The 25,065-nt window shown below is 44.7% G+C and carries 26 protein-coding genes and 1 tRNA gene; 15 read left to right on the top strand and 12 right to left on the bottom strand.

Annotated features, from left to right (window positions below):
- Together trpD and trpC are read left to right on the top strand one after the other, a co-directional pair.
- Positions 1-1,026, top strand: a complete 1,026-nt coding sequence (trpD, locus tag M2125_RS09275) for an anthranilate phosphoribosyltransferase (RefSeq protein ID WP_280742868.1) — start codon at positions 1-3, stop codon at positions 1,024-1,026.
- A gap of 11 nt (positions 1,027-1,037) precedes the next feature.
- Positions 1,038-1,841, top strand: coding sequence for an indole-3-glycerol phosphate synthase TrpC (gene trpC, locus M2125_RS09270; RefSeq protein ID WP_280742867.1), 804 nt, complete (start codon positions 1,038-1,040; stop codon positions 1,839-1,841).
- On the opposite strand, the gene M2125_RS09265 is transcribed toward trpC, so the two are convergent.
- Positions 1,822-2,382 carry a hypothetical protein gene (locus tag M2125_RS09265; protein WP_280742866.1) on the bottom strand — a complete coding sequence of 187 codons (561 nt, stop codon included), beginning with the start codon at positions 2,380-2,382 and terminating at the stop codon, positions 1,822-1,824. The genes trpC and M2125_RS09265 overlap by 20 nt on opposite strands.
- 98 nt (positions 2,383-2,480) lie before the next feature.
- On the opposite strand from M2125_RS09265, the gene M2125_RS09260 reads away from it, so the two are divergent.
- Entirely contained in the window at positions 2,481-2,831 is a 351-nt protein-coding gene (locus tag M2125_RS09260; RefSeq protein WP_076024625.1) for a hypothetical protein, read from the top strand.
- 81 nt (positions 2,832-2,912) lie between these two features.
- Here the strand turns inward: M2125_RS09260 and ychF are convergent, their stop codons facing one another.
- Positions 2,913-4,007, bottom strand: a complete 1,095-nt coding sequence (gene ychF / locus M2125_RS09255) for a redox-regulated ATPase YchF (RefSeq protein ID WP_280742865.1) — start codon at positions 4,005-4,007, stop codon at positions 2,913-2,915.
- A 40-nt stretch (positions 4,008-4,047) separates the two neighbouring features.
- On the opposite strand from ychF, the gene M2125_RS09250 reads away from it, so the two are divergent.
- Genes M2125_RS09250 through M2125_RS09235 form a run of 4 tightly spaced genes read left to right on the top strand, consistent with a single transcriptional unit; the run spans position 4,048 to position 8,599 of the window.
- Positions 4,048-5,310 (top strand): FAD-dependent monooxygenase, encoded by a 1,263-nt coding sequence (locus tag M2125_RS09250; protein ID WP_076024623.1) that lies wholly within the window; start codon positions 4,048-4,050, stop codon positions 5,308-5,310.
- Positions 5,303-6,019: a DsbC family protein gene (locus M2125_RS09245; RefSeq protein WP_076024692.1), complete on the top strand. Its 717-nt coding sequence runs from the start codon at positions 5,303-5,305 to the stop codon at positions 6,017-6,019. Before M2125_RS09250 ends, M2125_RS09245 begins: the two co-directional genes overlap by 8 nt.
- A gap of 31 nt (positions 6,020-6,050) precedes the next feature.
- Positions 6,051-7,832: a M61 family metallopeptidase gene (locus M2125_RS09240; protein WP_280741416.1), complete on the top strand. Its 1,782-nt coding sequence runs from the start codon at positions 6,051-6,053 to the stop codon at positions 7,830-7,832.
- Complete coding sequence (locus M2125_RS09235; RefSeq protein WP_076024621.1) at positions 7,832-8,599, top strand: uracil-DNA glycosylase; 768 nt, start codon at positions 7,832-7,834, stop codon at positions 8,597-8,599. Before M2125_RS09240 ends, M2125_RS09235 begins: the two co-directional genes overlap by 1 nt.
- On the opposite strand, the gene M2125_RS09230 is transcribed toward M2125_RS09235, so the two are convergent.
- A complete protein-coding gene (locus tag M2125_RS09230; protein WP_233126767.1) occupies positions 8,588-8,887 on the bottom strand; it encodes a hypothetical protein in 300 nt (99 codons plus the stop codon). The two genes, M2125_RS09235 and M2125_RS09230, sit on opposite strands and share 12 nt — an antisense overlap.
- Before the next feature lies 1 nt (position 8,888).
- On the opposite strand from M2125_RS09230, the gene hemA reads away from it, so the two are divergent.
- The 6 genes from hemA (at position 8,889) to M2125_RS09200 (ending at position 15,178) form a co-directional block, all read left to right on the top strand.
- Positions 8,889-10,202 carry a glutamyl-tRNA reductase gene (gene hemA, locus M2125_RS09225; RefSeq protein WP_277540640.1) on the top strand — a complete coding sequence of 438 codons (1,314 nt, stop codon included), beginning with the start codon at positions 8,889-8,891 and terminating at the stop codon, positions 10,200-10,202.
- Entirely contained in the window at positions 10,203-11,282 is a 1,080-nt protein-coding gene (gene prfA / locus M2125_RS09220; protein ID WP_280742864.1) for a peptide chain release factor 1, read from the top strand.
- Between the two features lie 12 nt (positions 11,283-11,294).
- Positions 11,295-12,149 (top strand): peptide chain release factor N(5)-glutamine methyltransferase, encoded by an 855-nt coding sequence (gene prmC, locus M2125_RS09215; protein ID WP_076024618.1) that lies wholly within the window; start codon positions 11,295-11,297, stop codon positions 12,147-12,149.
- Between the two features lie 84 nt (positions 12,150-12,233).
- The gene (gene grxD, locus M2125_RS09210; RefSeq protein WP_143742198.1) at positions 12,234-12,542 is read left to right on the top strand and encodes a Grx4 family monothiol glutaredoxin; all 309 of its coding nucleotides are present in this window, start codon (positions 12,234-12,236) and stop codon (positions 12,540-12,542) included.
- A gap of 19 nt (positions 12,543-12,561) precedes the next feature.
- Positions 12,562-13,839: a DNA recombination protein RmuC gene (locus tag M2125_RS09205; RefSeq protein WP_280742863.1), complete on the top strand. Its 1,278-nt coding sequence runs from the start codon at positions 12,562-12,564 to the stop codon at positions 13,837-13,839.
- Positions 13,840-13,861: 22 nt separating this feature from the next.
- Positions 13,862-15,178, top strand: a complete 1,317-nt coding sequence (locus tag M2125_RS09200; RefSeq protein ID WP_280742862.1) for an MFS transporter — start codon at positions 13,862-13,864, stop codon at positions 15,176-15,178.
- Between the two features lie 18 nt (positions 15,179-15,196).
- Here the strand turns inward: M2125_RS09200 and M2125_RS09195 are convergent, their stop codons facing one another.
- The 7 genes from M2125_RS09195 to petA all read right to left on the bottom strand — a co-directional run bounded on the left by M2125_RS09195 (position 15,197) and on the right by petA (position 20,789).
- Positions 15,197-16,702: a tetratricopeptide repeat protein gene (locus M2125_RS09195; RefSeq protein WP_280741421.1), complete on the bottom strand. Its 1,506-nt coding sequence runs from the start codon at positions 16,700-16,702 to the stop codon at positions 15,197-15,199.
- A 79-nt stretch (positions 16,703-16,781) separates the two neighbouring features.
- Positions 16,782-16,857: transfer RNA gene (locus M2125_RS09190), tRNA-Thr, on the bottom strand.
- Between the two features lie 18 nt (positions 16,858-16,875).
- Positions 16,876-17,268 carry a ClpXP protease specificity-enhancing factor gene (locus tag M2125_RS09185; RefSeq protein WP_076024614.1) on the bottom strand — a complete coding sequence of 131 codons (393 nt, stop codon included), beginning with the start codon at positions 17,266-17,268 and terminating at the stop codon, positions 16,876-16,878.
- Between the two features lie 20 nt (positions 17,269-17,288).
- Positions 17,289-17,900: a glutathione S-transferase N-terminal domain-containing protein gene (locus M2125_RS09180; RefSeq protein ID WP_076024613.1), complete on the bottom strand. Its 612-nt coding sequence runs from the start codon at positions 17,898-17,900 to the stop codon at positions 17,289-17,291.
- Between the two features lie 70 nt (positions 17,901-17,970).
- Complete coding sequence (locus M2125_RS09175) at positions 17,971-18,744, bottom strand: cytochrome c1 (protein WP_425334182.1); 774 nt, start codon at positions 18,742-18,744, stop codon at positions 17,971-17,973.
- A 31-nt stretch (positions 18,745-18,775) separates the two neighbouring features.
- Positions 18,776-20,176: a cytochrome b gene (locus M2125_RS09170; RefSeq protein WP_076024611.1), complete on the bottom strand. Its 1,401-nt coding sequence runs from the start codon at positions 20,174-20,176 to the stop codon at positions 18,776-18,778.
- A 10-nt stretch (positions 20,177-20,186) separates the two neighbouring features.
- On the bottom strand, positions 20,187-20,789 hold the full coding sequence (petA, locus tag M2125_RS09165; RefSeq protein ID WP_076024610.1) for a ubiquinol-cytochrome c reductase iron-sulfur subunit: 603 nt from the start codon (positions 20,787-20,789) through the stop codon (positions 20,187-20,189).
- A 136-nt stretch (positions 20,790-20,925) separates the two neighbouring features.
- On the opposite strand from petA, the gene mscL reads away from it, so the two are divergent.
- Positions 20,926-21,360, top strand: a complete 435-nt coding sequence (gene mscL / locus M2125_RS09160; RefSeq protein WP_280741422.1) for a large conductance mechanosensitive channel protein MscL — start codon at positions 20,926-20,928, stop codon at positions 21,358-21,360.
- Positions 21,361-21,399: 39 nt separating this feature from the next.
- Positions 21,400-23,628, top strand: a complete 2,229-nt coding sequence (locus M2125_RS09155) for a tetratricopeptide repeat protein (protein ID WP_280742861.1) — start codon at positions 21,400-21,402, stop codon at positions 23,626-23,628.
- Here M2125_RS09155 and M2125_RS09150 read toward each other — a convergent pair.
- Both M2125_RS09150 and M2125_RS09145 read right to left on the bottom strand, forming a co-directional pair.
- Positions 23,621-24,355 (bottom strand): amino acid ABC transporter ATP-binding protein, encoded by a 735-nt coding sequence (locus M2125_RS09150; RefSeq protein ID WP_280742860.1) that lies wholly within the window; start codon positions 24,353-24,355, stop codon positions 23,621-23,623. The genes M2125_RS09155 and M2125_RS09150 overlap by 8 nt on opposite strands.
- Positions 24,356-24,385: 30 nt before the next feature.
- Positions 24,386-25,054: an amino acid ABC transporter permease gene (locus tag M2125_RS09145; protein ID WP_280741425.1), complete on the bottom strand. Its 669-nt coding sequence runs from the start codon at positions 25,052-25,054 to the stop codon at positions 24,386-24,388.
- Positions 25,055-25,065: the final 11 nt, after the last annotated feature.

Below are 25,065 nucleotides of genomic sequence, written 5' to 3'. Positions count from 1 at the left end.
ATGCCCATTACCCCCCAAGAAGCATTACAGCGCTGCATTGAACATCGAGAATTGTTTCATGATGAAATGACAGCAATGATGCGCCTCATTATGAGCGGAGAAATGCACCCCACTTTGGTTGCAGGCCTCTTAATTGCACTGCGGACTAAAAAAGAAACTGTTGGTGAAATTGCAGCAGCAGCACAAGTCATGCGCGAATTTGCCACACCCGTAGAAGTCACTGACCGCAGTCATTTGGTCGATGTAGTTGGCACAGGGGGCGACGGGGCGCACACCTTCAATATCTCTACTGCAGCGATGTTTGTTGCGGCAGCCGCAGGAGCAAAAATTGCTAAACACGGCAATCGCAGTGTGAGTAGTAAATCTGGCAGTGCTGATGTTTTAGAATCTCTCGGCGTCAGACTCGACCTATCAGCCGACCAAGTTGCTCATTGCATCACGGAGGTGGGGGCAGGCTTCATGTTTGCGCCTAACCATCACCCTGCCATGAAAAATGTAGCCCCCATCCGCAAGGAATTGGGTGTGCGCACGATTTTTAATATCCTCGGACCACTAACTAATCCAGCAGATGCAAAACGCATCTTGATGGGCGTCTTTCATCCAGATCTGGTGGGTATCCAGGCAAGGGTCTTGCATGCTCTTGGAATGACACATGCTTTGGTTGTATATGGCCGTGATGGACTGGATGAGATTTCTCTTGAGGGCCCCACTCTTGTTGGCGAACTTAAAGATGGTTTAGTGCGCGAATACGAAATTCATCCAAGTCAATTTGGTTTCAGTACGGCATTGACCAATAGCTTTCAAGTCGCCAATGCAGAAGAATCGAAAAAAATAGTGCTTGATGTATTGGATGGCAAAGCTGGGCCAGCAAGTGATATCGTTTGCTTCAATGCTGGAGCTACCTTGTATGTTGCAGGTATTGCAAAAGATATCACCCAAGGTATTGCAATGGCAAAAGTCGCAATTGCCTCAGGAGCAGCCCGTCAAAAACTCAATCAATTTGTAAGCGCCAGCCAAATTAACTAATTACTGAATTCATGAGCGATATTCTCGATAAAATTGTTGCGACCAAAAAAATAGAGGTTGCGGCACACTCAAAAAAAATCTCGCTGGCAAATCAGCGTGAACAAGCAGAGGCCAATCAACATGATCCCTTGCTGAAAACACGTGGCTTCATTCATGCTATCCATCAAAAGATTGCCGCAGGAATGCCTGGGGTGATTGCTGAAATCAAGAAAGCTAGCCCCAGCAAAGGCATTCTGCGTGAGCACTTTGTTCCAGCAGAAATTGCAAAAACGTATGAAAAAAATGGTGCAGCCTGTTTATCGGTTTTAACTGATACAGACTACTTTCAAGGCAGCAATGCCTATCTCCAAGCGGCGCGTGCAGCATGTCAGATTCCAGTCTTAAGAAAAGATTTTACGATTGACCCCTATCAAATCTATGAAGCTCGTGCCATTGGGGCTGATGCGATTCTATTGATTGTTGCTTGCCTTGGACTTCATCAGATGAAAGAGCTTGAGGTGTGTGCTCACGAGTTAGGCCTTGATGTTCTAGTAGAAGTGCATGATGCCGCAGAACTCGAGCGCGCTCTCGAACTCAAAACACCTCTACTTGGGATTAATAATCGCAACCTCAAAACATTTGAAGTAACTCTCCAAACAACCCTATCCCTACTCTCTATGGTGCCGCAGGATAAAACCTTGGTGACTGAATCAGGAATCATGGGTCGCAATGACGTTGAACTGATGCGTGAGCATAATGTGAATGCATTTTTGGTGGGGGAAGCCTTTATGCGCGCAAACGACCCAGGCGAAGGACTTAAGGCCTTATTTTTCTGAAATCCTTTAAATAATCTAGACCATACTTAATACTGGTCACCAACAAAACTGTGCCCATTACGTCGCCCGTAAACATCGCAATAAAGTAATTAATACCCCCAGTATTTGCAAGGCCTCTAGTGGCAAACCACCATTGATGCAAACCAGAGCTGAATAAGGCATAAATCACCATGCAAAATAAGAGCTTGGGGAAATTAAGATCGCTTAAATCTGGTGCAATCTTGATATTCATTAAAACAAACACTCTCGCAAGATAGGGCGCAAAGCCTGAAATGATTGCAATACCAATGCAAGTGACGAGGTCTTGCGAGAAGACGCCCAAGTAGCTAATTAAAAAAGTGGCTAATGCAATACCAAGCGCACCAGGAAATCCAAAGATGAGGGTTAAAAATAAACGTAAGCCAGCGGGTAAATAAATCCAGCTCACACCCAAACCATAGACTACATACTGCGTTAACCAGTCATTTAGATAAAAAAGTAGCGCGTAAGTAATCGCGCTAATTGCAATGCCAATGAGACCTTCTGTTGTGTACTTAGTCATTGCAAGCAATATAATTTGATTTAAGTAGTAGCTTCTTGATTATTTTTGTACTTTAAGGGAATATACTTATAAAAGCATCTAAGCAAATCATCCAAAACATGCCAAGTAATAAACCCTCATCCTATCTACGATTTTTAAATCTGATCGATGTCTTAGATCGCATTAATCCAGGGAAAAAACTGGACAACATCGAAGAAGGCTTGCTTAATAAAATCGTATTGTCATACCAAGCTAATGAATCTACCTTAGTAGGCGATCTAATCTCTCTTGCTGACCTGGGTTCTCAAGCGACTTTACATGGCCGCCTCAAAAATTTGAGCGCTATGGGCTATATCAAAATGGTTGCAAATGATGATGGTCGTAAAAAAGAGGTATTGCCAACACAATTGGCCTTAAAACGCTATGAAGAGATTTCAAAATGTCTAGAGAAGGCCGTTAAGGCGAACTAGACCACTTCCAAGCTAGCAACAAAAAGCTCCTACAGAAATGTAAGGGCTTTTTTGCAAGGCTAGCTAAGCTGTTTTGAGCAGCTACACATTAAACAGAAAATTGAGCACATCGCCATCTTTGACGACATATTCCTTGCCCTCTGCGCGCATTTTTCCAGCCTCTTTGGATCCGGCTTCACCTTTAAATTGAATGAAATCATCGTAGGCAATCGTCTGCGCGCGAATAAAGCCGCGCTCGAAATCAGTATGGATCACGCCAGCAGCTTGTGGGGCTGTATCACCCTGATGAATCGTCCATGCACGCACTTCTTTAACACCAGCCGTAAAGTAGGTTTGCAGGCCCAAAAGACGGTAGCCAGCACGAATAACGCGGTCCAAGCCCGGCTCATCCATACCTAGATCTGACAAGAACTCGACCTTATCAGCATCATCCAAATCAGCGATTTCTGCCTCAATTGCGGCGCAGACCGCCACAACTGGAGCACCCTCTTTAGCGGCATGCGCAATTACAGCATCTAAGTGTGGATTGTTACTAAATCCATCTTCTTTCACATTGGCAACATACATCGCTGGTTTGGCTGTAATCAAGCACAGTGGCTTTAAAACAAGATTTTCCTCTTCCGTTAACTGCATGCTGCGCACCGGTAAAGCCTGATCTAGGTGGGCTTGCACTTTAGTCAACACAGCTACTAATGCGGCAGCTTCTTTGTCATTTCCTGATTTGGCGGCCTTAGAGGAGCGATTTAATGTTTTCTCCACCGTAGTGAGATCAGATAAGGCCAGCTCAGTATCAATTACGCCAATATCTGCAATTGGATCAATTTTCCCGGCAACGTGAATGATGTTGGGATCATCAAAACAACGCACCACATGGGTAATGGCATCGGTTTCGCGAATATTCGCCAAAAACTGATTACCAAGACCCTCTCCTTTGGAGGCGCCCGCCACTAAACCAGCAATATCGACAAACTCGACTGTGGCAGGAAGTATCCGCTCTGGCTTGACGATCTCAGCCAAAGCCGCTAAACGGGGGTCAGGAACCTCAACAACACCTACATTGGGCTCAATCGTGCAGAAGGGATAGTTTTCTGCAGCGATTCCAGCTTTGGTAAGCGCGTTAAAGAGGGTAGATTTGCCGACATTAGGCAGGCCGACGATGCCACATTTCAAAGACATGAACGTATTGTAAAGGGCTCGGTTTCGATATCATCGAGTTATGTCTGATGCACACCAAAATAACCCAAATAAACTGGCCCAAACACGCACTTTTGATGTCGCCGTTGTTGGCGGAGGCATTGTTGGTAAGGCTTGTGCGCTCGGTTTAGCCCAAATGGGTCTACAAACCGTCCAAATTGCACCTGATTTAGCAAACCCATGCCCTAGCCCTCAAGGCCCTCAGTGGGGACAACGAATCTATGCCTTTTCACCCGGCACGCAAAAAATACTCCGTCGCTTACAAATTTGGGATGCCTTGGATCACGGCCGCATGCAGCCAGTGCGCGACATGCGTATTTATGGGGATCGCGCCCAGAAAACCGATCAACTGCATTTATCAGCCTTCGAATCTGGCACACCTCAACTGGCCTGGATTGGTGAGTCCAATTTAATTGAACACACTTTAGATCAAGCGAGTCGCTTCCAAAATAAATTAGAACGCTGCAGTGATAGCTTGCAAACCATCGATGTGGATCAAGATGGTACCACCCTTCACTTGGCAAAGAGTGAGTCTATACGCGCCCAAATTGTCATTGCAGCAGACGGTGCTCATTCGCAAATTCGCTCTGCGATTGGCATTGAAGCCAGCGAAGAAAGTTATTCGCAAAGCGCTGTAGTTGCCAACTGGATTTGTACTCACCCCCATTTGGAAACGGCCTATCAATGGTTCTTACCGGATGGCGATATCATTGCAATGCTCCCACTTCCTCATCAGCAAGCCTCCATGGTGTGGTCAACTTCGCCAGAAAAAGCTGCTGAACTTCTCAAACTGGATCAAACTGCTTGGGTAAAGCAATTTGAAGAGATTGCTGGCGGTGCGATTTGCAAACAGCTGGGTAATCTCACACTGAATTCTGAAGTTGCCGCTTTTCCATTAAGAAAAATTCGTGCCAAACGTTTTATTGGTCCCGCACAATTCCCCAAGGTTGTGCTGATTGGCGATGCTGCCCACGTGATGCACCCTTTGGCAGGGCAAGGACTAAACCTAGGTATGCGCGATGTGGCTTCGCTACTTCACATTTTGAATCAGCGTGAAGCATTTAGATCGCTCAGTGATCTGGTGCTTTTACGTCGTTATGAGCGTCAGCGCCAAGGCGATACTGACGCCTTACTATGGGTTACAGACAAGCTCAAAAAATTATTTTCAGGCTCGAGTAGTGCTGAGCGCCAAATTCGCAACTGGGGGCTGGGTCTGGTCAATAAAAGCCACTTTATTAAACAGCGCCTGATTGAACGCGCATTAGGAGATATTGATTTTGAATAAATTTGTAGCCGCTTTAATACTCATCTACACTACTGTGTTTTTTGCAACAGTAAGCTATGCACAATCTGAACAGCAAATTAAGATCGATCTTCAGAAAAAGCTCGGCACTAGCGCAAAGATTAAAAGCGTTAGCCCATCACCAATCGCTGGAGTATATGAAGTGCTTGTTGGAAGCGATGTCTTCTACACTGATAAAGATAGTAAGTATTTAATTCAGGGTGACATTATCGAAGTCGCTACCGGAAAAAATATTACCGAACTAAGGCAGTCTGATTTAAATCGCATCAAATGGTCTGACCTACCACAAGCAAACGCATTTAAAACTATTCATGGCAATGGCTCGCGCCAACTAGCAGTGTTTGCCGATCCGAATTGTGGCTACTGCAAGCGTTTAGAAAAATCAATGCAGCAACTAGAGAATGTCACCATCTACACCTATCTCATTCCGATACTCTCCGCCGACTCAACAGTGAAAGCTAAACAAATTTGGTGCTCCGCTGACCCATCAAAAGCGTATACCGATTGGATGATTAATGGCACGCCCTTAAGCGGTAAAACAGATTGCACCACGCCATTAGATAAAAATCTGCTTCTCGCCAAAACGTATGGAATTACAGGCACCCCCACTCTCTTTTTTGTTGATGGCAGTCGCATACCTGGGGCAGCACAAATTGCAGATATCGAAAAGAAATTGAACGCACAGAAATAACCGCCCAAAATCACTAGCGACGACATACACAATGAGCACTAGCTTGAGTTCTGATTTACCTGAAATTGTTTATACAGTTTGGCCTGCAGATCTTCACGGCCATCGCTTTGCAGTTAAATTACGCATTGCACGCCCAGATCCGCATGGGCAAATCATTCAAATGCCTTCCTGGATTCCGGGTAGCTATTTAATCCGTGATTTCAGCAAACAAATTGAAACGATAGATGCCTATCTAGAGGGTGATAGAACTAAACCGCTGACGCTAGAAAGAATAGATAACGATCAATGGCGTCTTCCCAAGGTCAATAGTCCAGTTGAAATTTTGACTACGGTGTATGCCTTCGATTCTTCTGTACGCGCAGCCTATCTAGATCATGAACGCGGGTTTTTCAATCCAAGCAGTTTATGTTTTGCTGTCAAGGGCCAAGAGCATTTACCCTGCGCACTCGCCCTTGTTCCTAGTGAGTCTGCCGCAACAGCGCACTGGACAATTCAAACGAGCTTGCGCGCTGTTAAAACTGATCCAAAGGGCTACGGTTTTTACTTAGCCAAAAATTATGATGATTTACTAGATCACCCAATTGCTTTTGGTGAATTTCAGATGATCCATTGGCAGAGCAATGGCACACCACATGCAATGGCGATTCAGGGATGCCTTCATGAAGTTGATGCGGCGCATCTTGCGACCGATCTTCAGGCAATCTGCTCATCTACCATCGGGCTCTTTGAGCCAAAAGCAAAGCAAGCACCATTTAATAGTTACCTCTTTTTGGTAAATGCTGTGCTCGCTGGTTATGGTGGACTTGAGCATCGTAACAGCACTGCATTATTGTGCCGGCGGGATCAACTCCCACAAAATGCGGTGCCTCTTGATGAGGCGGGCTATCGTGAATTCTTGGGCCTATGCAGTCATGAGTATTTCCATGCATGGTTAGTAAAAAGAATTCAGCCTAAATCATTTCAACCCTATCAGCTAGACCGTCGCAACCATACGCGCTTACTCTGGCTGTTTGAGGGCTTCACAAGCTACTACGATGATTTGCAACTGTTTCGCAGCAAGCGGATTGATCTAAAAACCTATTTAAATTTGCTTGCTGAGAACTGGAATAGCGTGTTGCGTGGACCAGGAAGAACAAAACAAAGCTTAGCCGATAGCTCTTTTGATGCTTGGACAAAGTACTATCAGGTCGACGAAAACACGGCCAACAAGGTTGTCAGTTATTACGGCAAAGGTGCGCTTTTAGCATTGGGACTAGATTTAAGCATTCGCCAATTTACCAATCACGGCAAATCGCTTGATGACCTCATGCGCCTCATCTGGCAAACACACGGGGTCAATCAAGTAGGGATCGCTGAAGATGGCTTGGACCCGCTGATATTTAATTTACTAGGGGATGGCTTTACTAAAATATGGAGTCGCTTTAAATCAGATTACATTTTTGGCGTAAAAGATATTCCACTGCAAAAGTGGTTTGATCCTAAAGCCATTTTAGTAAGCCCAAAGAAGCAAACTCAGCTCGAGCGCATCAAACTGCAACTGGGCATACGCTACACGGAAATCAATGGCTGGCTGAAAATCACTGCTGTTTTGGATGGCGGAGCGGCTCAATCAGCAGGCCTTGCTGCAGGCGATTTACTTGCCAACATAAACGGTCAGCGCGTCACCAGCGCTCGCCTAGATCAATTACTCGGCAGCCTACAAGAAGATATGCCAATTGCTTTCTCTTTCTACCGCGATGACTTAGAGCATGAGTCTATGGCTGTTCTACATTCTTCTCAGGCCCCACAGCAGTTTGCACTTACCCCCGCTTAATGGCTGCCTTTTCTGAAAAAGATATTCCAGAGGATTGGCGCCTACTGCTGGGTGATTATTTTCAAACGGAAGATTGGGGAAATTTACAGGCCAATCTACAAAAAGAATTTGCGCTTGGGGCCAATCTTGTTTGTCCTAGCCCGGAGAATTTCTTCAAAGCGCTCAAACTGACACCACTCAATCGGGTTCGGGTGGTTATTCTTGGCCAGGATCCCTATCACTCCCCAGGACTAGCGCAAGGCCTGGCGTTTTCTATTCCGTCGCACATTCCAATACATTCACGGGCATTTCCTAGCTCTCTGCGCAATATCAATAAAGCACTATCTTTGGAGGGTTTTGGCACCCTAGCTAATGGTGACCTGCATCCTTGGGCAGAACAAGGTGTACTTCTTCTCAATACCGCTTTGAGCGTCAGACTTGGGGAAGCCGCCAGCCACAGCCATATCGGCTGGAAAGCCCTCGTTGATCGTTTAATTACTTCCTTAGCCATTCAGAAGCCAAACTTGATTTGGATGCTTTGGGGCGGTCACGCCCAGTCCAAACTCCCCTTAATTGAATTAGCCTCTGATCAGCTGATTTTGCAATCCTCCCACCCCTCTGGCCTAGGGGTCCACAAAACCAATCAACCCTTTTTGTATCCTGGTGCAGCTGCCAGCTGCCAGCACTTCACTAAGGCCAATGCGTGGCTTTTAAAGCACAATCTTGAACCTATTCGATGGGTAGAAAACGCGCCACCAAGCGTCAGCCAAGACAATTTATTTGATTAAAACCGCGATTAGAGCGCTTACAAGACCAGAAACTAGAGTAACGACGATCCACTCGATCATCTGGCCAGACTGGAAATACCCAGCAAACTGCCCCAAATAAGCGCTTGCAATACATGCGCCAAAGCCTCCAAGGGCGCAAATCAATAATTTCTGCCACGGTCGTCCAGGCAGTTTTTGGCCAGGATAGCAAGCCCAAGCACACGCGCCCGATAAGGCGCCAATTACCAGAAAAGCCAAAAACCCCATTGATGCCCCCATTAATACCATCTTCAAATCTATAATCGCCATTATGAAGTTGTTGACACTCGGCATCAATCATCACACAGCGCCGGTCGCCATTCGGGAAAAGGTCGCCTTTGACCCTGAATTTCTTCAGGAAGCCCTACACGATCTTCGCCATCACTTAGTTGGCGCGAATCAGGCCGGCCTGCCAGAAGCCACTATTTTGTCAACCTGCAATCGTACCGAGGTTTACTGTGCCGCTAACGATGATGCCGCATCCATACTTCACGAAGCCACGTTTGACTGGCTAGCAAAAACCCAGCGACTCGCTCCAAGCAGTCTTCAGCCCCACATTTACTCCCTCCCTCAATCGGATGCTGTGCGGCATGCATTCAGAGTTGCCTGCGGCCTTGATTCAATGGTGATTGGGGAAACGCAAATTCTGGGACAGATGAAAGACGCTGTACGCACCGCAAACGATGCAGGTGTGCTCGGGACCTACCTGAATCAACTATTCCAAAAAACATTTGCAGTGGCAAAAGAAGTACGCGGTTCCACTGAAATTGGTGCTCACTCGATTTCTATGGCGGCGGCATCGGTCCGTTTGGCAGAGCGAATCTTTGGAAGTATTGCTGATCAACGTGTGCTTTTCATTGGTGCGGGTGACATGATCTCTTTATGTGCCACTCATTTTGTGGCACATAAACCAAAAAGTGTTGCAGTTGCTAATCGCACCGTAGAGCGTGGCCAAGAATTAGCCGACACTATCGCAGCCCAAGAGGTGCAGTCTGAGTCCTTCAAGCTTTCTGAGTTGCCAAGTCGCTTACATGAATTTGACATCATCGTTTCCAGTACGGCATCTTCTCTTCCCATCATTGGTTTAGGCATGGTGGAGAGCGCACTTAAACAACGGCGTCATAAGCCGATGGTCATGATTGACTTGGCTGTTCCACGTGATTTTGAACCTGAAATTGCGCGCCTCAACGATATTTATTTGTATACCGTAGACGACCTAGGGGTCATGATTCAAACCGGTGCCTCGTTGCGTCAAGCCGCGGTGAGTCAGGCAGAAGCCATCATTGAAGATCGTGTTGGCAACTTCATGCACTGGATGAGTGGACGGAAGACCGTGCCACTTATTCAAGATATTCAACAGCAAGGTGAACGTCTAAGACAACTTGAGCTAGAGCGCGCCATGAAGCGACTGATGCGTGGCGATGATCCCCAAGAGGTACTCAATGCGATGGCACAAGGCCTAACAAATAAATTTCTACATGGCTCTTTGCATGCCCTACAACACTCAAATGGTACTGAGCGCGATGCCCTCATCAAACTCTTACCCAAGCTTTTCTCATCCCATACAAAATCAGAAGACCAATAGATGAAGCCCAGCATGCGGGCTAAGCTAGATCATCTAGACACACGCTTAGCCGAACTAAATTCCCTTTTAACCACCGAAGAAGCAACCAAAGATATGGATGCGTATCGGAAACTCACGCGCGAGCATTCTGATATTGCTACGGTCGTTGAACAATTTGCACTCTATAAACAGGCTGAAGCAGATGCACAAGCGGCCGAAGAGATGCGTAAAGATCCAGAAATGAAGGACTTTGCCGACGAAGAACAAAAACAGGCTCTTGCCACCATGGAAGCGCTGGAGGGTGTTTTACAAAAACTCCTGCTTCCTAAAGATGAGAACGATGATCGCAATGTCTTCCTAGAAATTCGGGCTGGTACAGGCGGCGATGAGAGCGCTTTGTTTGCAGGCGATCTCTTGCGGATGTACACCAGATTTGCAGAGCGCCAAGGATGGAAGGTTGAAGTGGTCAGTTCTGCTGAATCGGATTTAGGTGGATACAAAGAGGTGGTATTACGCCTAGTTGGACAGTCAGTGTATTCACGTCTTAAATTTGAATCCGGTGGCCATCGCGTGCAACGGGTGCCCCAGACTGAAACTCAGGGTCGTATTCATACGTCGGCATGTACGGTTGCAGTCATGCCTGAAGCGGATGAGTTAGAGGCCGTCAAAATTAATCCAGCGGAGTTACGCATTGATACCTTCAGGGCATCGGGTGCCGGTGGACAACATATTAATAAAACAGATTCGGCTGTTCGTATTACCCATTTGCCTACGGGAACCGTAGTGGAATGTCAGGATGATCGTAGTCAACATCGCAATAAAGAACAAGCTATGAAGGTTCTAGTGTCACGCATTATGGATGCCCGTGAACGTGAGAAACACCAACTAGAAGCACAAACCCGCAAGTCTTTAGTAGGTTCAGGCGACCGCAGTGATCGGATTCGTACCTATAACTTTCCCCAGGGGCGCATTACTGATCATCGCATCAATCTGACGCTCTACAAAATTGATGCCATGATGGATGGCGATATCGATGACCTTTGCAATGCCCTTGCATCCGAGCATCAAGCTGAATTGCTTGCTGCTTTAGGCGACAACTGATTTCAGTTGGCAATGAGCTCAAGTAACTCGCTGCGTGCATTGCTGGGAAAATCAACGCTTCCTAGCAATGAGGCCAAAATACTCCTCGCTTTTATTTTAGAAAAGCACTATCAATTACCACGCTCAGCCCTCCTTTCCAAAGATGATTTGGAGTTAAGTCCAGCGGCACTAGAGGACTGGATGTATCTTCAATCTAGACGGATGAGTGGGGAGCCCATTGCCTACTTGTTAGGGGAAAAGGGGTTCTACAACATTGAGCTGAAGGTAGGTCCCGGCGTCCTTATTCCGCGCCCAGAAACTGAACTTTTAGTTGAAATTGCGCTTACTCAGCTTGCAAAATTAAGTGATCAACCCCGTATCTTGGACCTGGGAACGGGCTCAGGAGCAATTGCTCTTGCCGTGGCACACAATGCGCCAAAAGCTCAAATAACGGCTACGGACCAATCTGACGAAGCATTAATGATTGCCAAGCAAAATGCAGCCACCCTAGGACTGATCGATCGGGTCGAATTTAGACAGGGCAGTTGGTATGAAGCCCTCGCTGACCAGACGTCATTTGACATTATCTTGAGCAACCCTCCTTACATTGCGAATAAGAATCCTCATTTGAGCCAAGGGGATCTGAGATTTGAACCTGTATCCGCACTGACAGATGGCTCTACTGGATTAAGCTGTCTAGAAACCATCATCTCGCAAGCGGGTCATTATTTGAAGCCTGGGGGCTTACTTGCCGTTGAGCACGGTTTTGACCAATCAGAAGCAGTGATTACCCTCATGAAAAATGCCAACCTTGAAGGCGCGCAAGTGCACAAGGACTTATCTGGTCATGCCCGTTGCGCATCGGCTAGAAAAAGTATTAGCAAATAACCTTTTTCTGCATAAAGTCTTAAAATTGAGATATTCAAAATAGGCTGTCATATAGTCAAGCAGCTTTAACTTAAGGAAAAATTGATGGATACCCAAGCAAAAATTAAAGAAATCGTCACTAGTCACCCAGTTGTCCTATTTATGAAGGGTACGGCGCAATTTCCACAATGTGGATTTTCTGGCAATGCTATTAATATTCTGCACGCATGTGGTGCCGACAATCTGCACACTGTTAACGTCTTTGATGACGAAGGCATCCGCCAAGGCATTAAGCAATATGCTAACTGGCCAACGATTCCGCAACTATACATTAATGGCGAATTCATTGGCGGATCTGACATCATGACCGAAATGTTTGAGAGTGGCGAATTACAAAAATTAGTAAAGTCTTAATTTAAAAAGTCGACCTCTAGTGACTTTCGATCTCGGCTCGCTAGTGCTTTTTAGTCTGCCATTTGGCCTTTGTGTAGGCCTTCTTTTTTATGCCTTGAGCTTACGCTCAGCACTTGCTCTGAGCAAGCAAGAAGTGCAAGCACAATCAGAGAAGTCCACCCTGCTTCGAGATGAGCGAGACCAGGCTATTCAAAATGCAATTCGTTTAGAGGCAGCACTCGATTCAGAGCGCAAACAAGGCCTTGGTAGATTGGAGTCCCTCAATGAAGCTAAGGAAGCGTTAACGAGTCAGTTTAAGAATTTAGCTAATGAAATCTTGGAAGATAAATCCAAGCGCTTTACCGAGCAGAATGCTGCCAATCTAGACGCTCTATTAAAGCCCCTGCAAACTAAGCTCACAGAATTTAAAGAGCAGGTTAGTAATTCTTATGGAAATGAAGCGCGCGAACGCTTTGCCCTCAAGAGTGAAATTGAACGCTTGGCTAATTTAAATTTACGCATGTCTGATGAGACTCGCTCGCTTACCCAAGCACTCAAAGGAGACTCTAAGGTTCAGGGAAATTGGGGCGAACTAGTTCTGGAGTCGATTCTCGAGTCCTCAGGCCTGCGCAAAGGTGAAGAGTACGTAGTACAAGATAGCCACACTCTGACTGACGGTTCACGCTTACAACCAGACGTTGTAGTCAAACTACCTGAAGGCAGAAGTCTAGTGGTTGACAGCAAAGTCTCCATCACAGCCTATGCCCGATATGCACAGACAACTGATCCAACGGTAGCAGAGCAAGAACTTGGGGCCCATATTCAGTCTTTACGTCAGCATATTCAGGGTCTTTCAAATAAAAACTATAGCGCCCTCTATGGCGTAGGCTCGGTAGACTTTGTATTGATGTTTGTGCCGATCGAACCCGCTTTTTTACTAGCTCTCAAAACCGCACCAAACCTTTATCAAGAAGCTTTGGCCAAAAATATTGTTTTGGTTTGCCCTAGCACCTTGATGGCCACCCTCAGAACCGTGGCACATCTGTGGAGACAGGATCATCAAAACCGTAATGCCCTTGAAATCGCCAAGCAATGCGGCACGCTATACGATAAATTTGTCGGCTTTGTAGATGATTTAGAAAAACTAGGGCAACGTTTGGATCAGGCTCAAACCAGCTATCACGATGCCTTCAATAAACTCAAGTCTGGCAAAGGAAACTTGATTCGAACTGCAGAAAGAGTACGAGAGCTCGGCGTCAAACCCAGCAAATCCATCTCTACCCCCCTGTTAGATTCCTCGGAATCCGATACAGACTAACAATTTCTTGCTCACTTAGCTGGTGATAACGAAAACTATCTCTGCATCAAATAAAGCGGCGCAGACCTACAGAAAAGTGGCGATTGCTGCCTGCTTTGGCACCTTTTTAGAATGGTACGATTTTCTGACATTTGCCACTCTAGCAGTGACATTTGGACCCCTATTCTTCCCCTCCCATGATCCTGCTTCAGGCCTGCTAGCAAGTCTAGCAACCTTTGGAGTAGGCATGATCGTACGCCCTGTAGGGGCTGCTATCTTTGGTAGCTTGGGCGATCGTATTGGTCGCAGGCCGGTCTTTATGATCACTATTGTGCTCATGGGTGTCGCTACTGTGTGTGTTGGCTTTTTACCAACACATAGTCAGATCGGAATCTGGGCTCCCATACTGCTTGTTTCACTCAGGCTATTGCAAGGACTCTCAGCTGGAGGTGAAATCGGTGGCAGTGCAGTGTATTTGACCGAGCATGCGGGGGAGAAACATCGAGGCTTTCAGACAAGTTTCTTACAGTTGATGGGGCCATTAGGTATTCTTGCCTCCACTTTGCAAATCGCCTTACTCCAACATTGGCTAAGCCCAGAAGAATTCCAATCTTGGGGATGGCGTGTACCCTTTTGGATCTCCTTAGTACTTTTACTCCTTGGATTTAAAGCCAGACTGGCACTTGAAGAAACGCCCGTCTTTCTTAATCTCATCAAAGATGGAAACCAAATAAACAATCCTCTTCGTGAGAATCTGAAAGACCGAGCAACACTAAAAAAAATGTTTGTACTTTTTTTCTGCGTTTCATCGGGTGGCGCAATATTGTTCTTCTGCACCCAGGTTTACACAACAATCTTCCTAAAAACTTCTACACAACTACCTGCATATCTCGCGGATAACATTAGCATTTATGCGACCCTATCGCTCATGCCCCTCACTATTTTTTCTGGGTGGTTATCAGACAAGGTTGGAAGAAAGCCGGTGGTACTCGGTGGGTTGATTCTAGGGGCACTATGTATCATCCCTGCATTTCATATCATCCGGGGCAACCCGGGGACGATTTATATTATTGCCATTCTGATTGGCTTATCAGGAATCTTAGCGCTTGTCGTTGGACCTCAAACAGCCCTACTTGCAGAACTCTTTCCAGCCAAATCAAGAAGCAGTGCAGCCGCCCTTCCGCATAATCTCGCAGCAGGTTGGATAGGAGGGCTTCTACCTTTAATCGTCACCTGGCTCAATCAACAATGGCCCGACTCTTTGGCTGGTCTATGGTATCCAACACTTTTTTTGGGTACCGCAGCAATCATTGCAGCCATTTTCTTGCCCGAGACAAAAGGGAAGAACTTAAATCATTAGGCTTATAGATACAAAAAGCTAGCGTTTTGAATGTGCCGCAGCTAAGGATGCAAGATCTACTTTGACATCCTCTATGACACCAATCCAATCACCCGGTGTATTTTGTTGATAGATTTTTGCAGTTGGGTACCATGGGCTATCTGACCGACCTCGCAACCAGCGCCAGCATGAATCATAGCGATTCAAAATCCAAACCGGCCTCCCAAGCGCTCCGGCAAGATGGGCTGAGGAGGTATCAACGGAGATGATTAAATCCAGGCATTCCATCAGGGCTGCAGTATCTGAAAAATCGTTCAAAAGGTCTGCATAGTTAATTAGGTCTGGCCAAAGCTCCTCTTTTCTAGCTCGCAACTCGGACTCCGCGGGGTCGCCTTTTTGCAAGCTATAGAAATCAACACCAGACACATCCTTAAGCCTGCAGATCAAATCAAGCTCTATATTGCGGCGCTTATTAATAGCCCATAGCTCCGGAGAATCTGCTCTAAACCCGCCATTCCATATAACACCCACTTTTAGCTTTTGTGAAGCCCCAATCTCTCTAAGAAAAAGATTCTTCTTGTCATGATCAAAATCAAGATAAGGTATTTGCGCCGGGATTGTCTCTAGGGTAGTGCCAAAAACCAATGGCAAACTTAATAATGGTGACTGAGAATCAAACTGAGATTCTTCAAATACCTCACCATTTGGAACAAGCCTACAATATTTGCTCAATTTCCCCAAAACATTCAATAAAGGCTCTTGCACCTTAAATGTAAGTTGAGCGCCAAGATCAGATAACTTTTTTATATATCGACAAAATTGAATTGTATCTCCTAGACCTTGCTCAGACCAAATTAAGATTTTTTTTCCTGCGACATCTTCAGTATTTTCCAATCTAGCTACATTTGCATATAGATAAGCAATCGGGTGATCAATAAACCATCGAGCCTCATAATTTTTCCACCCGAGTTCAAGTTCGCCCTGTGCTAGTTGTAGAGCGGCCATACTCCAATAACACTCCGCAAATTGAGGGTTGATTGATATGGCTGCGTAATAACACTCCATTGCATCTTTATATCTCCGAAGCTGTCCGAAACAGTTTCCCTTATTGCTATATGCTTCTGCATAAGCTGGAGCCAATGAAATAGCCTTGTCATACCAAGGCAAAGCATTCTCGTAACGATGTAATGCCTGCAATACATTACCTTTATTATTGTAGGCTTCAGCATAATTTGGTGAGAGCGCAAGGCTCTTATCCAATGCGATAAGGGCCTCATCATAACGCTCAAGTTCTTTAAGTATATTCCCCCTATTGCTATGCGCAATTCCATTGCTAGGTGCTATTACTATGCATTGATCAATCAATATCAGAGCATTTTCATGGTCATACTGCAGTGCGGCCACTACACTCAAAAATCGCAGAACATCTGGATTGAGTGGATCTAAACTTTTTGCCTTTAGGAGCAGCTCTTTAGCAACGCCATATTCCTTAGCCTGAATATGCTCTAAAGAATTTCTTAGAAGAATTTGTACTTCAAGACTCATAAATTTTCCAAATCCCAGGAAGGCCAAAAGATAAGTAAAAAAGAAATTGAGGGCGCCAGTGGTAAGGCTAGAGAAGTGGTGGTGCCCCTTGTCCGACTCGAACAGACCACCTACTGATTACAAATCAGTTGCTCTACCAGATGAGCTAAAGGGGCAACGGATAATATTTTAACCTACTTCACGATCGTAAACTTAGGTCTGGCAGTTTTTGCCGTGTCGACCTCAGGTTTTATATCTTTTGAGACTGATTTTGGGTCAAATGGGAAAGACATGCCCTGCCCATTTTCTCTGGCATAGATAGCTAAAACATGGCTCACGGGGACCATGATCTTTCTTGGAACACCTCCAAATCGAGCCTGAAAGCTGATCCAATCATTCTCCATCTGTAGCTGATGGCAGGCCTCTACCGAGAGATTAAGAACGATTTCGTCATTCTTAACGAACTCCATGGGAACTTCTACACTTGAATCAACAAAGACGGCAATAAAGGGCGTAAAACCAAAATCCGTACACCACTGATGTAGCGCACGGATTAGGTAGGGTTTATTGCTTGGGACCTCAAGCATACAGACTGCGAATGAACCGCTTAGCGGCGCATTACCTTCTCTGAAGGTGTTAATGCTTCAATGTAGGCAGGTCTACTAAAAATACGCTCTGCGTACTTTAAGAGGGGTGCTGCATTGCGTGAGAGATCAATGCCATAGTGCTCAAGGCGCCACAACAAAGGGGCAATCGCAACATCGAGCATAGAGAACTCATCACCGAGCATGTACTTATTTTTTACAAAAATAGGTGCCAACTGAGTTAAGCGATCACGAATAGCTAAACGCGCTTTTTCATGAACTTTTTCAGCAGCCTTGCCTTTTTCATTTTCCAAGGCGGCAACGTGTACGAATAGCTCTTTCTCAAAATTGAAGAGGAACAATCGTGCACGAGCACGTGCCACTGGATCGGGCGGCATTAACTGTGGATGCGGAAAACGTTCATCAATGTATTCATTGATGATATTTGACTCATACAAAATTAAATCACGCTCAACCAAGATTGGCACTTGGCCGTATGGGTTCATCACCGAGATGTCTTCTGGTTTATTAAACAAGTCAACATCGCGGATCTCAAAGTCCATGCCTTTTTCAAAAAGCACAAGACGGCAGCGTTGCGAGAATGGGCAATTTGTGCCCGAGTACAACACCATCATAAATATATTTCCTTAATCAATACTACAAATTACTGCTTTAAATCTGCTCTTAAAAGATGTCCACTTATTCTTAGTGGACATCTTTCCAGTAGGACTTATTCAAACGCCAAGCGAATAGAGTGAAGATCGCCAAAAACAATAGAACAATAACGCCTAGGCGCTTGCGCTCTAATTGTGCAGGCTCAGCCATCCAGGACATGAAAGAAACCAAATCGGCAATATTGTCGTCATACTCTTGTGGCTTCATGGTGCCTGGAGTTAATTGCTCAAAGCCAACAAATACTTTCTCAGTTCTGCCCTCTTCATGAGGATCAGGTTTCTCCTCAAATTTCGCAGCACGAATACCCTGAAGTTGCCATAAAACATGTGGCATACCAACGTTTGGATAAACTAAATTATTCCAACCAGTTTGTGTGTTGTCGTCTTTGTAGAAGGTGCGGAAGTAGGTATACAACCAATCAGTACCTCTAGCACGCGCCTCGACCGATAGATCTGGAGGATTTTTGCCGAAGAACAATTTGCCTTCTTTTGGCGTCATGGAGATGGTCATCAAATCACCCACCTTGGCGTCATTCAAAATCAAGTTATCTTTGATTTCTTCATCAGTCAAACCAATGTCACGCAAGCGGTTGTAACGCAAGCTTGCTGCCGCGTGACAATTTAAGCAATAGTTCACAAACAACTTTGCGCCATTTTGTAATGAGGCATTACTGCTCACGCGATTCGGTGCAGCATCCAATGGGAAGCCGCCTTCATTTGCATTTGCAGTAACACCAAAACCCAGGGCAGCAACCAAAACCGTTGCTTGGCAGACGCCCATCCAAGTTTGCAGAATTCGTTTCATACTAGTTCCTAATATCTCTTTGGTGTCTGAATTAATGTGACTTAAAAGTAACGCGCGTTGGAACTGGCTTGAATGTACCAAGCTTGCTCCAAAACGGCATTCCCAAGAAGAAGCCCAGATAGTAAATAGTACAAACCTGAGAAAGCTTCTCAAACATAGGTGATGGTGGTTGAATGCCAAGATAGCCCAAAATCACAAAACAGACCACAAAGATGCCATAGATATATTTATGGAATTGTGGACGGTAACGAATAGATTTCACTGGTGAGTGATCAAGCCATGGCAAGAAGAACATGATTACCACTGAACCACCCATAATCACCACGCCCCAGAACTTAGCATCAAAGAAATGGAAACCGGCAGCCAATACCAGTGCGATTGCTAGACAGAGGCCTTTTGTTTTCCACTGCTTAGCACTCTTAGCAAACATCGCCAAGATTAAGGCCAAGAAAATCCACAAAGGCAATAAAAAGCTGGTCGTTGTTGCACGCAACATCGAATAGAAAGGCGTGAAATACCAAACTGGAGCAATATGCGGAGGGGTTTGGAAAGGGTTAGCTGGAATAAAGTTATTGGCCTCTAAAAAGTAACCGCCCATCTCTGGAGCAAAGAATACGATAAGAGCAAAAATCATCAAGAAGCCGCCCAAATACATCACATCATGCACACTGTAGAAGGGGTGGAAAGGAATGCCGTCCACTGGATGGCCTTGTGAATCCAATGTATCTTTGATTTCAACGCCATCTGGGTTATTCGAGCCAACTTCATGCAAAGCAAGAATGTGTGCTGCGACCAAACCAATTAATACCAATGGAATAGCAATGACGTGGAATGCAAAGAAGCGATTTAGCGTTGCGTCGCCTACAACATAGTCGCCACGTAACCACAAAGAGAGGTCTGGCCCAATAAATGGAATGGCGGAAAACAAGTTCACAATCACTTGAGCGCCCCAATAGGACATTTGGCCCCATGGCAGCAAGTAGCCAAAGAATGCTTCACCCATCAAGCACAAGAAGATTGCGCAACCAAAAATCCAGATTAATTCACGTGGTTTGCGATATGACCCGTAGATCAAGCCGCGGAACATATGCATATAAACCACCACAAAGAACATAGAAGCGCCAGTGGAATGCATGTAGCGAATCAACCAGCCCCATGGAACTTCTCGCATGATGTATTCAACGGACTCAAATGCTTTTGCTGCATCAGGCTTGTAGTTCATCACCAAAAAAATACCAGTGAGAATCTGAATGACTAAAACAACAATTGCTAAGGCGCCAAAAATATAGAAGAAATTCAAATTCTTTGGAGCGTAATACTCACTCATATGCCTTTTAAAGGCCTCAGTTACAGGCAGGCGTGAGTCAATCCAAGCCATTAATTTCTGAGCGGCTGGAGCGTTTGCCGGGACTTCTTTTTCGTGAAATGCCATTTATCTCTCCTTAGGCCTTCTTATCATCGCCAATCAGAATCTTGGTGTCGCTCAAGTACATGTGCGGAGGGACTTCAAGGTTATCTGGGGCTGGTTTGTTTTTAAATACGCGGCCTGCCATATCAAATGTGGAGCCATGGCATGGGCAAAGGAAGCCGCCCGGCCAAGTGTTTGGTAAAGATGGTTGTGGGCCCGCCTCAAATTTAGCATTTGGGGAGCAACCTAAGTGAGTACAGATGCCAACAACAACAAGATATTCAGGCTTGATAGAACGCCATTGGTTCTGGGCATAGGGTGGGGTAAATTGAGCTGGATCACGCAATGAGTCTGGATCAGCCAATTCGCCATCAATCTTAGAAAGCTCAGCAACCTGCTCAGGAGTACGACGCACTACCCAAACCGGCTTTCCACGCCACTCTACAACCCGCATCTCATCAGGCTTCATACCTGTAATATCAATCTCAACAGCAGCACCAGCGGCCTTAGCGCGCTCAGAAGGCTCAAAACTGTCAACAAATGGGTAGAGAGCAGCGGCTGCGCCTACGCCTCCAACAGCAGAAGTAGCGATCAACCAATTACGGCGATCCTTGTCCATACAGGGCTTGTCACTCATTTACAAAATTCCTAAAAAGAGCATTTATGGGTGGAAATTGCTTAAAGGTAGGATTTTAAAGTAAAAAGATGGGTATGCAAGAAAGTTATAGGGTAATTTTGAGTTAATCTCGATTAAATCTAAAAGGAAAGCATTTATGGGTGTTTTAAGAGAATTTCGGGACTTTGCGGTGAAAGGCAATGTCATTGACTTAGCAGTCGGCGTCATTATTGGTGGCGCATTTGGGAAAATTGTTGATTCCCTCGTAAATGACATCGTGATGCCATTAATTTCGACTCTTTTAGGTGGCCATATTGACTTTTCCAACCTTTTTATTGTCTTAGGAACGGCTCCTGACAACATTCCACACACTTATGAGGCCCTCAAAAAAGCCGGGGTTCCCATTTTTGCCTACGGCAACTTCATCACTATTGCTATTAACTTCCTTTTACTGGCGTTTGTAATATTTCAAATGGTGAAAGTCGTTAATAAGGTGCGGATTATGGATGCGCCTACGCCCGCACCCGCACCACCAACGCCTGAAGATATCGTTTTGCTACGTGAGATTCGGGATAGCTTGAAAAATAAATAGCCCAGCCCTGCGACCGCCAAAAAAATTAAGCGGGAATTAATGAACAATGTCCAAGATCTGAGACTGCAATCTCAGACCCTCTTTTCAGAAGGCCTCACTTTATTTCAGGCGGGTAAGGTTACAGAGGCAGAAAAAAAATTCTTAAACGCCATAAGAATTGATCCCAATAATTTTGATGCTCTCAATCTTGCTGGGATTTGCGCCTATCAAAAGTGTGAATACACACAAGCTTTGAATTTCTTGAAAAATGCCCTGGCCATTAACAATGAATCGCCCTACACGCACAACACACTTGGACTGATCTATCAAAATCTAGGTCAATTTACAGAGGCGCTTGAGGAGTTTAATCTCGCAATAAGCCTTCAAGATAGCATCCCAGAAATTCACAATAACCTTGCAAATGCCTTAAGAAACCTAAAACAATTAGATGCGGCAATCATTGCCTATCAGAATGCAATTACGCTAAGATCTAATTATCCAGAGGCTTACAGCAATTTAGGCGTTTGCTTGAATGAAACTGGCCAATATCAGAATGCAATCGCCAGCCTTGAAAGAGCGATTCACCTAAACCCTCATTTTTCCGAGGCATTCAATAATCTTGGCAATGTGCATCACAATGTCGGCAACTATCGGACAGCATTAAATTACTATAAGCAGGCCATTCACATCAGTCCAGGGTATCTAGATGCCTACATTAATTGCGCAAATACTTATAAATCACTAAAAGAATTTGATGATGCATGTGATTACGCCAAAAAAGCGCTTGAATTAAATCCACAAAATCCACGAGCCACTTACCTACTTGGCGAAATTTTTTATGACCAAGGCGATTCTTTGGAGGCTCAAAAAAATTATCAAGCTACTTTGGACCTTAATCCCAATGATGCCAATGCACGATTTGCCCTAACCGTGGCACAAATTCCAAAGGTAGCAGTAGATTCAAATCAAATGGCGTTATCGAGAACTCAGCTTGAAAAGGAATTGGGCACTCTTGAGGCATGGTTAAAAAGTTCAAGGTCGAGTGGAGAGTTAATCAATTGTGGGTCGCGCTCGCTTTTTTACCTAGCCTATCAAGAGAGCAATAATAAAAAATTATTAAGTCGTTACGCAAAAATGAGATCGCTTATTCTGCAATCTTGGCAGCAGGCCAATGGATTATTACTCACCAAATCAAGAGGAATATCATCAAGCAAAATTCGACTGGGTATAGTGAGCGCGCATTTCTCAAATCACCCCGTTTGGCATGCGATTACAAAGGGAGTCTTATTAAATTTAGATAAAAGTCAATTTCAGATTCACCTCTTCGACCTTGGAATGGCAATGGACGAAGAAACCGAGTTAGCCGAAAAAAATAGTGCTAGCTATACAAAGGTCAAACAAGATCTTTCCAAATGGTGTTGCACGATTCTAGATAAAAATATTGATGTATTGCTTTACCCAGAAATAGGCATGGATCCATTGACCTTGGAGTTGGCCTCACTCAGGCTGGCACCACTTCAACTGGCCTCATGGGGACACCCAGAAACGACTGGCATCGAAACCATCGATTACTTCATCTCGGCAGAAGATCTTGAACCTGAAAATGCAGAAGAAAATTACTCCGAAAAGATTTTTTTACTCCCGAATTTAGGTGCTTATTTTTTGCCATCGACCAATCTTCCTAGGGGCTTGAAACTAGAAAATCTTGGGCTGACTGATGACATACCATTAATTCTATGTCCTGGCTCACCCTCAAAATACAATCCAGAAAATGATTTGGTTTTTGTGGAAATTGCAAAAAAATTAGGTCAATGCCAACTCATATTTTTCAACTTTGAAAGTAAATTGACCCAGATTCTTAGGGGTCGTCTAGAAAAAATATTTGAAGCAAATAATTTGATTTTTACTGATTATGTGAGATTTATTCCTTTTTTAAGTAAGGAAAATTTTTACGGGCTAATGAAACAATCTGACTTGTATTTAGACACGATAGGTTTTTCAGGCTTTAATACCGCAATGCAGGCTATTGAATGTAATCTGCCCATCGTCACAAAAGACGGAAAATTTATGCGCGGTCGACTTGCAAGCGGTATTCTCAAGCGACTTGGTCTTGGTTCTCTTGTGGCAAAAACAAATGCTGACTATGTTTTACTGGCAGTAGAACTCATTACCAATCAAACAAAGGCCTCAGAAATCCGTCAGCAGATAGAGCAAAAAAAAGAAATTCTTTTTAGAGATCTACAACCTGTTCATTGTCTCGAAGAATTTCTAGTAAAGCAGGCTAGTTAGCCAATATTTTTGATAAGAAATCTTTAGCTCTTGGTGAGCGCTCTTCAGGACGAGAAAAGAATTCTTCTTTACTGCAATCCTCTATGATGCGACCTTGATCCATAAATATCACACGATTACTTACTTTGCGGGCAAAGCCCATTTCATGGGTAACGCAGCACATTGTCATACCCTCATTAGCAAGCTTGACCATGACATCCAATACCTCACCCACCATCTCTGGATCCAAAGCAGATGTAGGCTCATCAAACAACATCACAATCGGATCCATACTCAGGGCGCGAGCAATTGCAACGCGCTGCTGCTGACCGCCCGAAAGTTGTCCAGGAAATTTATCTTTTTGAGCAATTAAACCCACACGCTCCAGGTACTTTAAGCCATGCTGTTTCGCTTCATCGACAGAACGTCCGAGTACCTTAACCTGGGCAAGGGTTAAGTTTTCAGTAATGCTGAGATGTGGAAATAATTCAAAATGCTGAAAAACCATTCCTACGCGAGCACGTAACTTCGGTAAATTGGTTTTAGGATCATGCAGCTCAACTCCATCAACATTGATCTCGCCTTTTTGAAATGGCTCCAAAGCATTAATTGTTTTAATCAGCGTTGATTTGCCTGACCCAGAAGGCCCGCAAATAACCACTACTTCTCCCTTTTTAATGGATGTACTGCAATCCGTAAGGACCTGAAAAGAGCCATACCACTTTGAAACATTTTTAAGTTCAATCATGATGATCTATTTAGTAAGAAGCAGAATTAACTAACGAATGATGGCCACTTTGGCTTGAATCAAACGAACGGCTTTAGAAAGTGAAAAGCAAATGATGAAATACGTTAAGGCCGCCAAAATATAAGTTTCGATTGGTCGACCAAAGTTTTTACCTGCAATTTCAAAACCTTTCAATAAATCATAGGCACCAATTGCATAGACTAAGGAGGTGTCTTGAAACAAAACAATCGTTTGTGTCATAAAAATTGGCAGCATGTTTCTGAAGGCTTGCGGCAATATAACAAGGCGCATATTTTGGCCGTATGTCATTCCCAATGCTTCCCCAGCGTAAATTTGTCCCCTTGGAATTGACTGTATTCCAGCCCTAACAATTTCAGAGAAAAAAGCAGCTTCAAATGCAATAAATGTAATGATTGCAGATAAGTCAGCGCCAATTGGTCGACCGATCAACATGGGCATCAAGAGAAAGAACCACAAAATAACCATTACCAATGGAATTGCTCGCATGGTATTGACATAGAACGTTGCGGGATAAACCAAAAGGGGCTTTCCCGAAAGGCGCATTAATGCCAAAAAGGTCCCAAAAACTATTCCACCAATGGTTGCCAGGACGGTTAATTGGGCACTAAATACCAGCCCCTTAAGAATGTAGTTAGTGAATAAATCCCAGTTATAGAAACTGATGTCTAGACTTAACATATCGCCACCAT

The organism is Polynucleobacter sphagniphilus (assembly GCF_029892205.1).
Classification (GTDB): domain Bacteria; phylum Pseudomonadota; class Gammaproteobacteria; order Burkholderiales; family Burkholderiaceae; genus Polynucleobacter; species Polynucleobacter sphagniphilus.
This window is presented reverse-complemented; position numbering and strand designations above follow the sequence as displayed.

Bases quoted from the DNA above. Each gene is read 5' to 3' on its own strand.
- trpD (WP_280742868.1), top strand. From the start codon at position 1: ATGCCCATTACCCCCCAAGAAGCATTACAGCGCTGCATTGAACATCGA.
- trpC (WP_280742867.1), top strand. From the start codon at position 1,038: ATGAGCGATATTCTCGATAAAATTGTTGCGACCAAAAAAATAGAGGTT.
- M2125_RS09265 (WP_280742866.1), bottom strand. From the start codon at position 2,382: ATGACTAAGTACACAACAGAAGGTCTCATTGGCATTGCAATTAGCGCG.
- M2125_RS09260 (WP_076024625.1), top strand. From the start codon at position 2,481: ATGCCAAGTAATAAACCCTCATCCTATCTACGATTTTTAAATCTGATC.
- ychF (WP_280742865.1), bottom strand. From the start codon at position 4,007: ATGTCTTTGAAATGTGGCATCGTCGGCCTGCCTAATGTCGGCAAATCT.
- M2125_RS09250 (WP_076024623.1), top strand. From the start codon at position 4,048: ATGTCTGATGCACACCAAAATAACCCAAATAAACTGGCCCAAACACGC.
- M2125_RS09240 (WP_280741416.1), top strand. From the start codon at position 6,051: ATGAGCACTAGCTTGAGTTCTGATTTACCTGAAATTGTTTATACAGTT.
- M2125_RS09235 (WP_076024621.1), top strand. From the start codon at position 7,832: ATGGCTGCCTTTTCTGAAAAAGATATTCCAGAGGATTGGCGCCTACTG.
- M2125_RS09230 (WP_233126767.1), bottom strand. From the start codon at position 8,887: ATGGCGATTATAGATTTGAAGATGGTATTAATGGGGGCATCAATGGGG.
- hemA (WP_277540640.1), top strand. From the start codon at position 8,889: ATGAAGTTGTTGACACTCGGCATCAATCATCACACAGCGCCGGTCGCC.
- prfA (WP_280742864.1), top strand. From the start codon at position 10,203: ATGAAGCCCAGCATGCGGGCTAAGCTAGATCATCTAGACACACGCTTA.
- prmC (WP_076024618.1), top strand. From the start codon at position 11,295: ATGAGCTCAAGTAACTCGCTGCGTGCATTGCTGGGAAAATCAACGCTT.
- grxD (WP_143742198.1), top strand. From the start codon at position 12,234: ATGGATACCCAAGCAAAAATTAAAGAAATCGTCACTAGTCACCCAGTT.
- M2125_RS09195 (WP_280741421.1), bottom strand. From the start codon at position 16,702: ATGAGTCTTGAAGTACAAATTCTTCTAAGAAATTCTTTAGAGCATATT.
- M2125_RS09185 (WP_076024614.1), bottom strand. From the start codon at position 17,268: ATGCTTGAGGTCCCAAGCAATAAACCCTACCTAATCCGTGCGCTACAT.
- M2125_RS09180 (WP_076024613.1), bottom strand. From the start codon at position 17,900: ATGATGGTGTTGTACTCGGGCACAAATTGCCCATTCTCGCAACGCTGC.
- M2125_RS09175 (WP_425334182.1), bottom strand. From the start codon at position 18,744: ATGAAACGAATTCTGCAAACTTGGATGGGCGTCTGCCAAGCAACGGTT.
- M2125_RS09170 (WP_076024611.1), bottom strand. From the start codon at position 20,176: ATGGCATTTCACGAAAAAGAAGTCCCGGCAAACGCTCCAGCCGCTCAG.
- petA (WP_076024610.1), bottom strand. From the start codon at position 20,789: ATGAGTGACAAGCCCTGTATGGACAAGGATCGCCGTAATTGGTTGATC.
- mscL (WP_280741422.1), top strand. From the start codon at position 20,926: ATGGGTGTTTTAAGAGAATTTCGGGACTTTGCGGTGAAAGGCAATGTC.
- M2125_RS09155 (WP_280742861.1), top strand. From the start codon at position 21,400: ATGAACAATGTCCAAGATCTGAGACTGCAATCTCAGACCCTCTTTTCA.
- M2125_RS09150 (WP_280742860.1), bottom strand. From the start codon at position 24,355: ATGATTGAACTTAAAAATGTTTCAAAGTGGTATGGCTCTTTTCAGGTC.
- M2125_RS09145 (WP_280741425.1), bottom strand. From the start codon at position 25,054: ATGTTAAGTCTAGACATCAGTTTCTATAACTGGGATTTATTCACTAAC.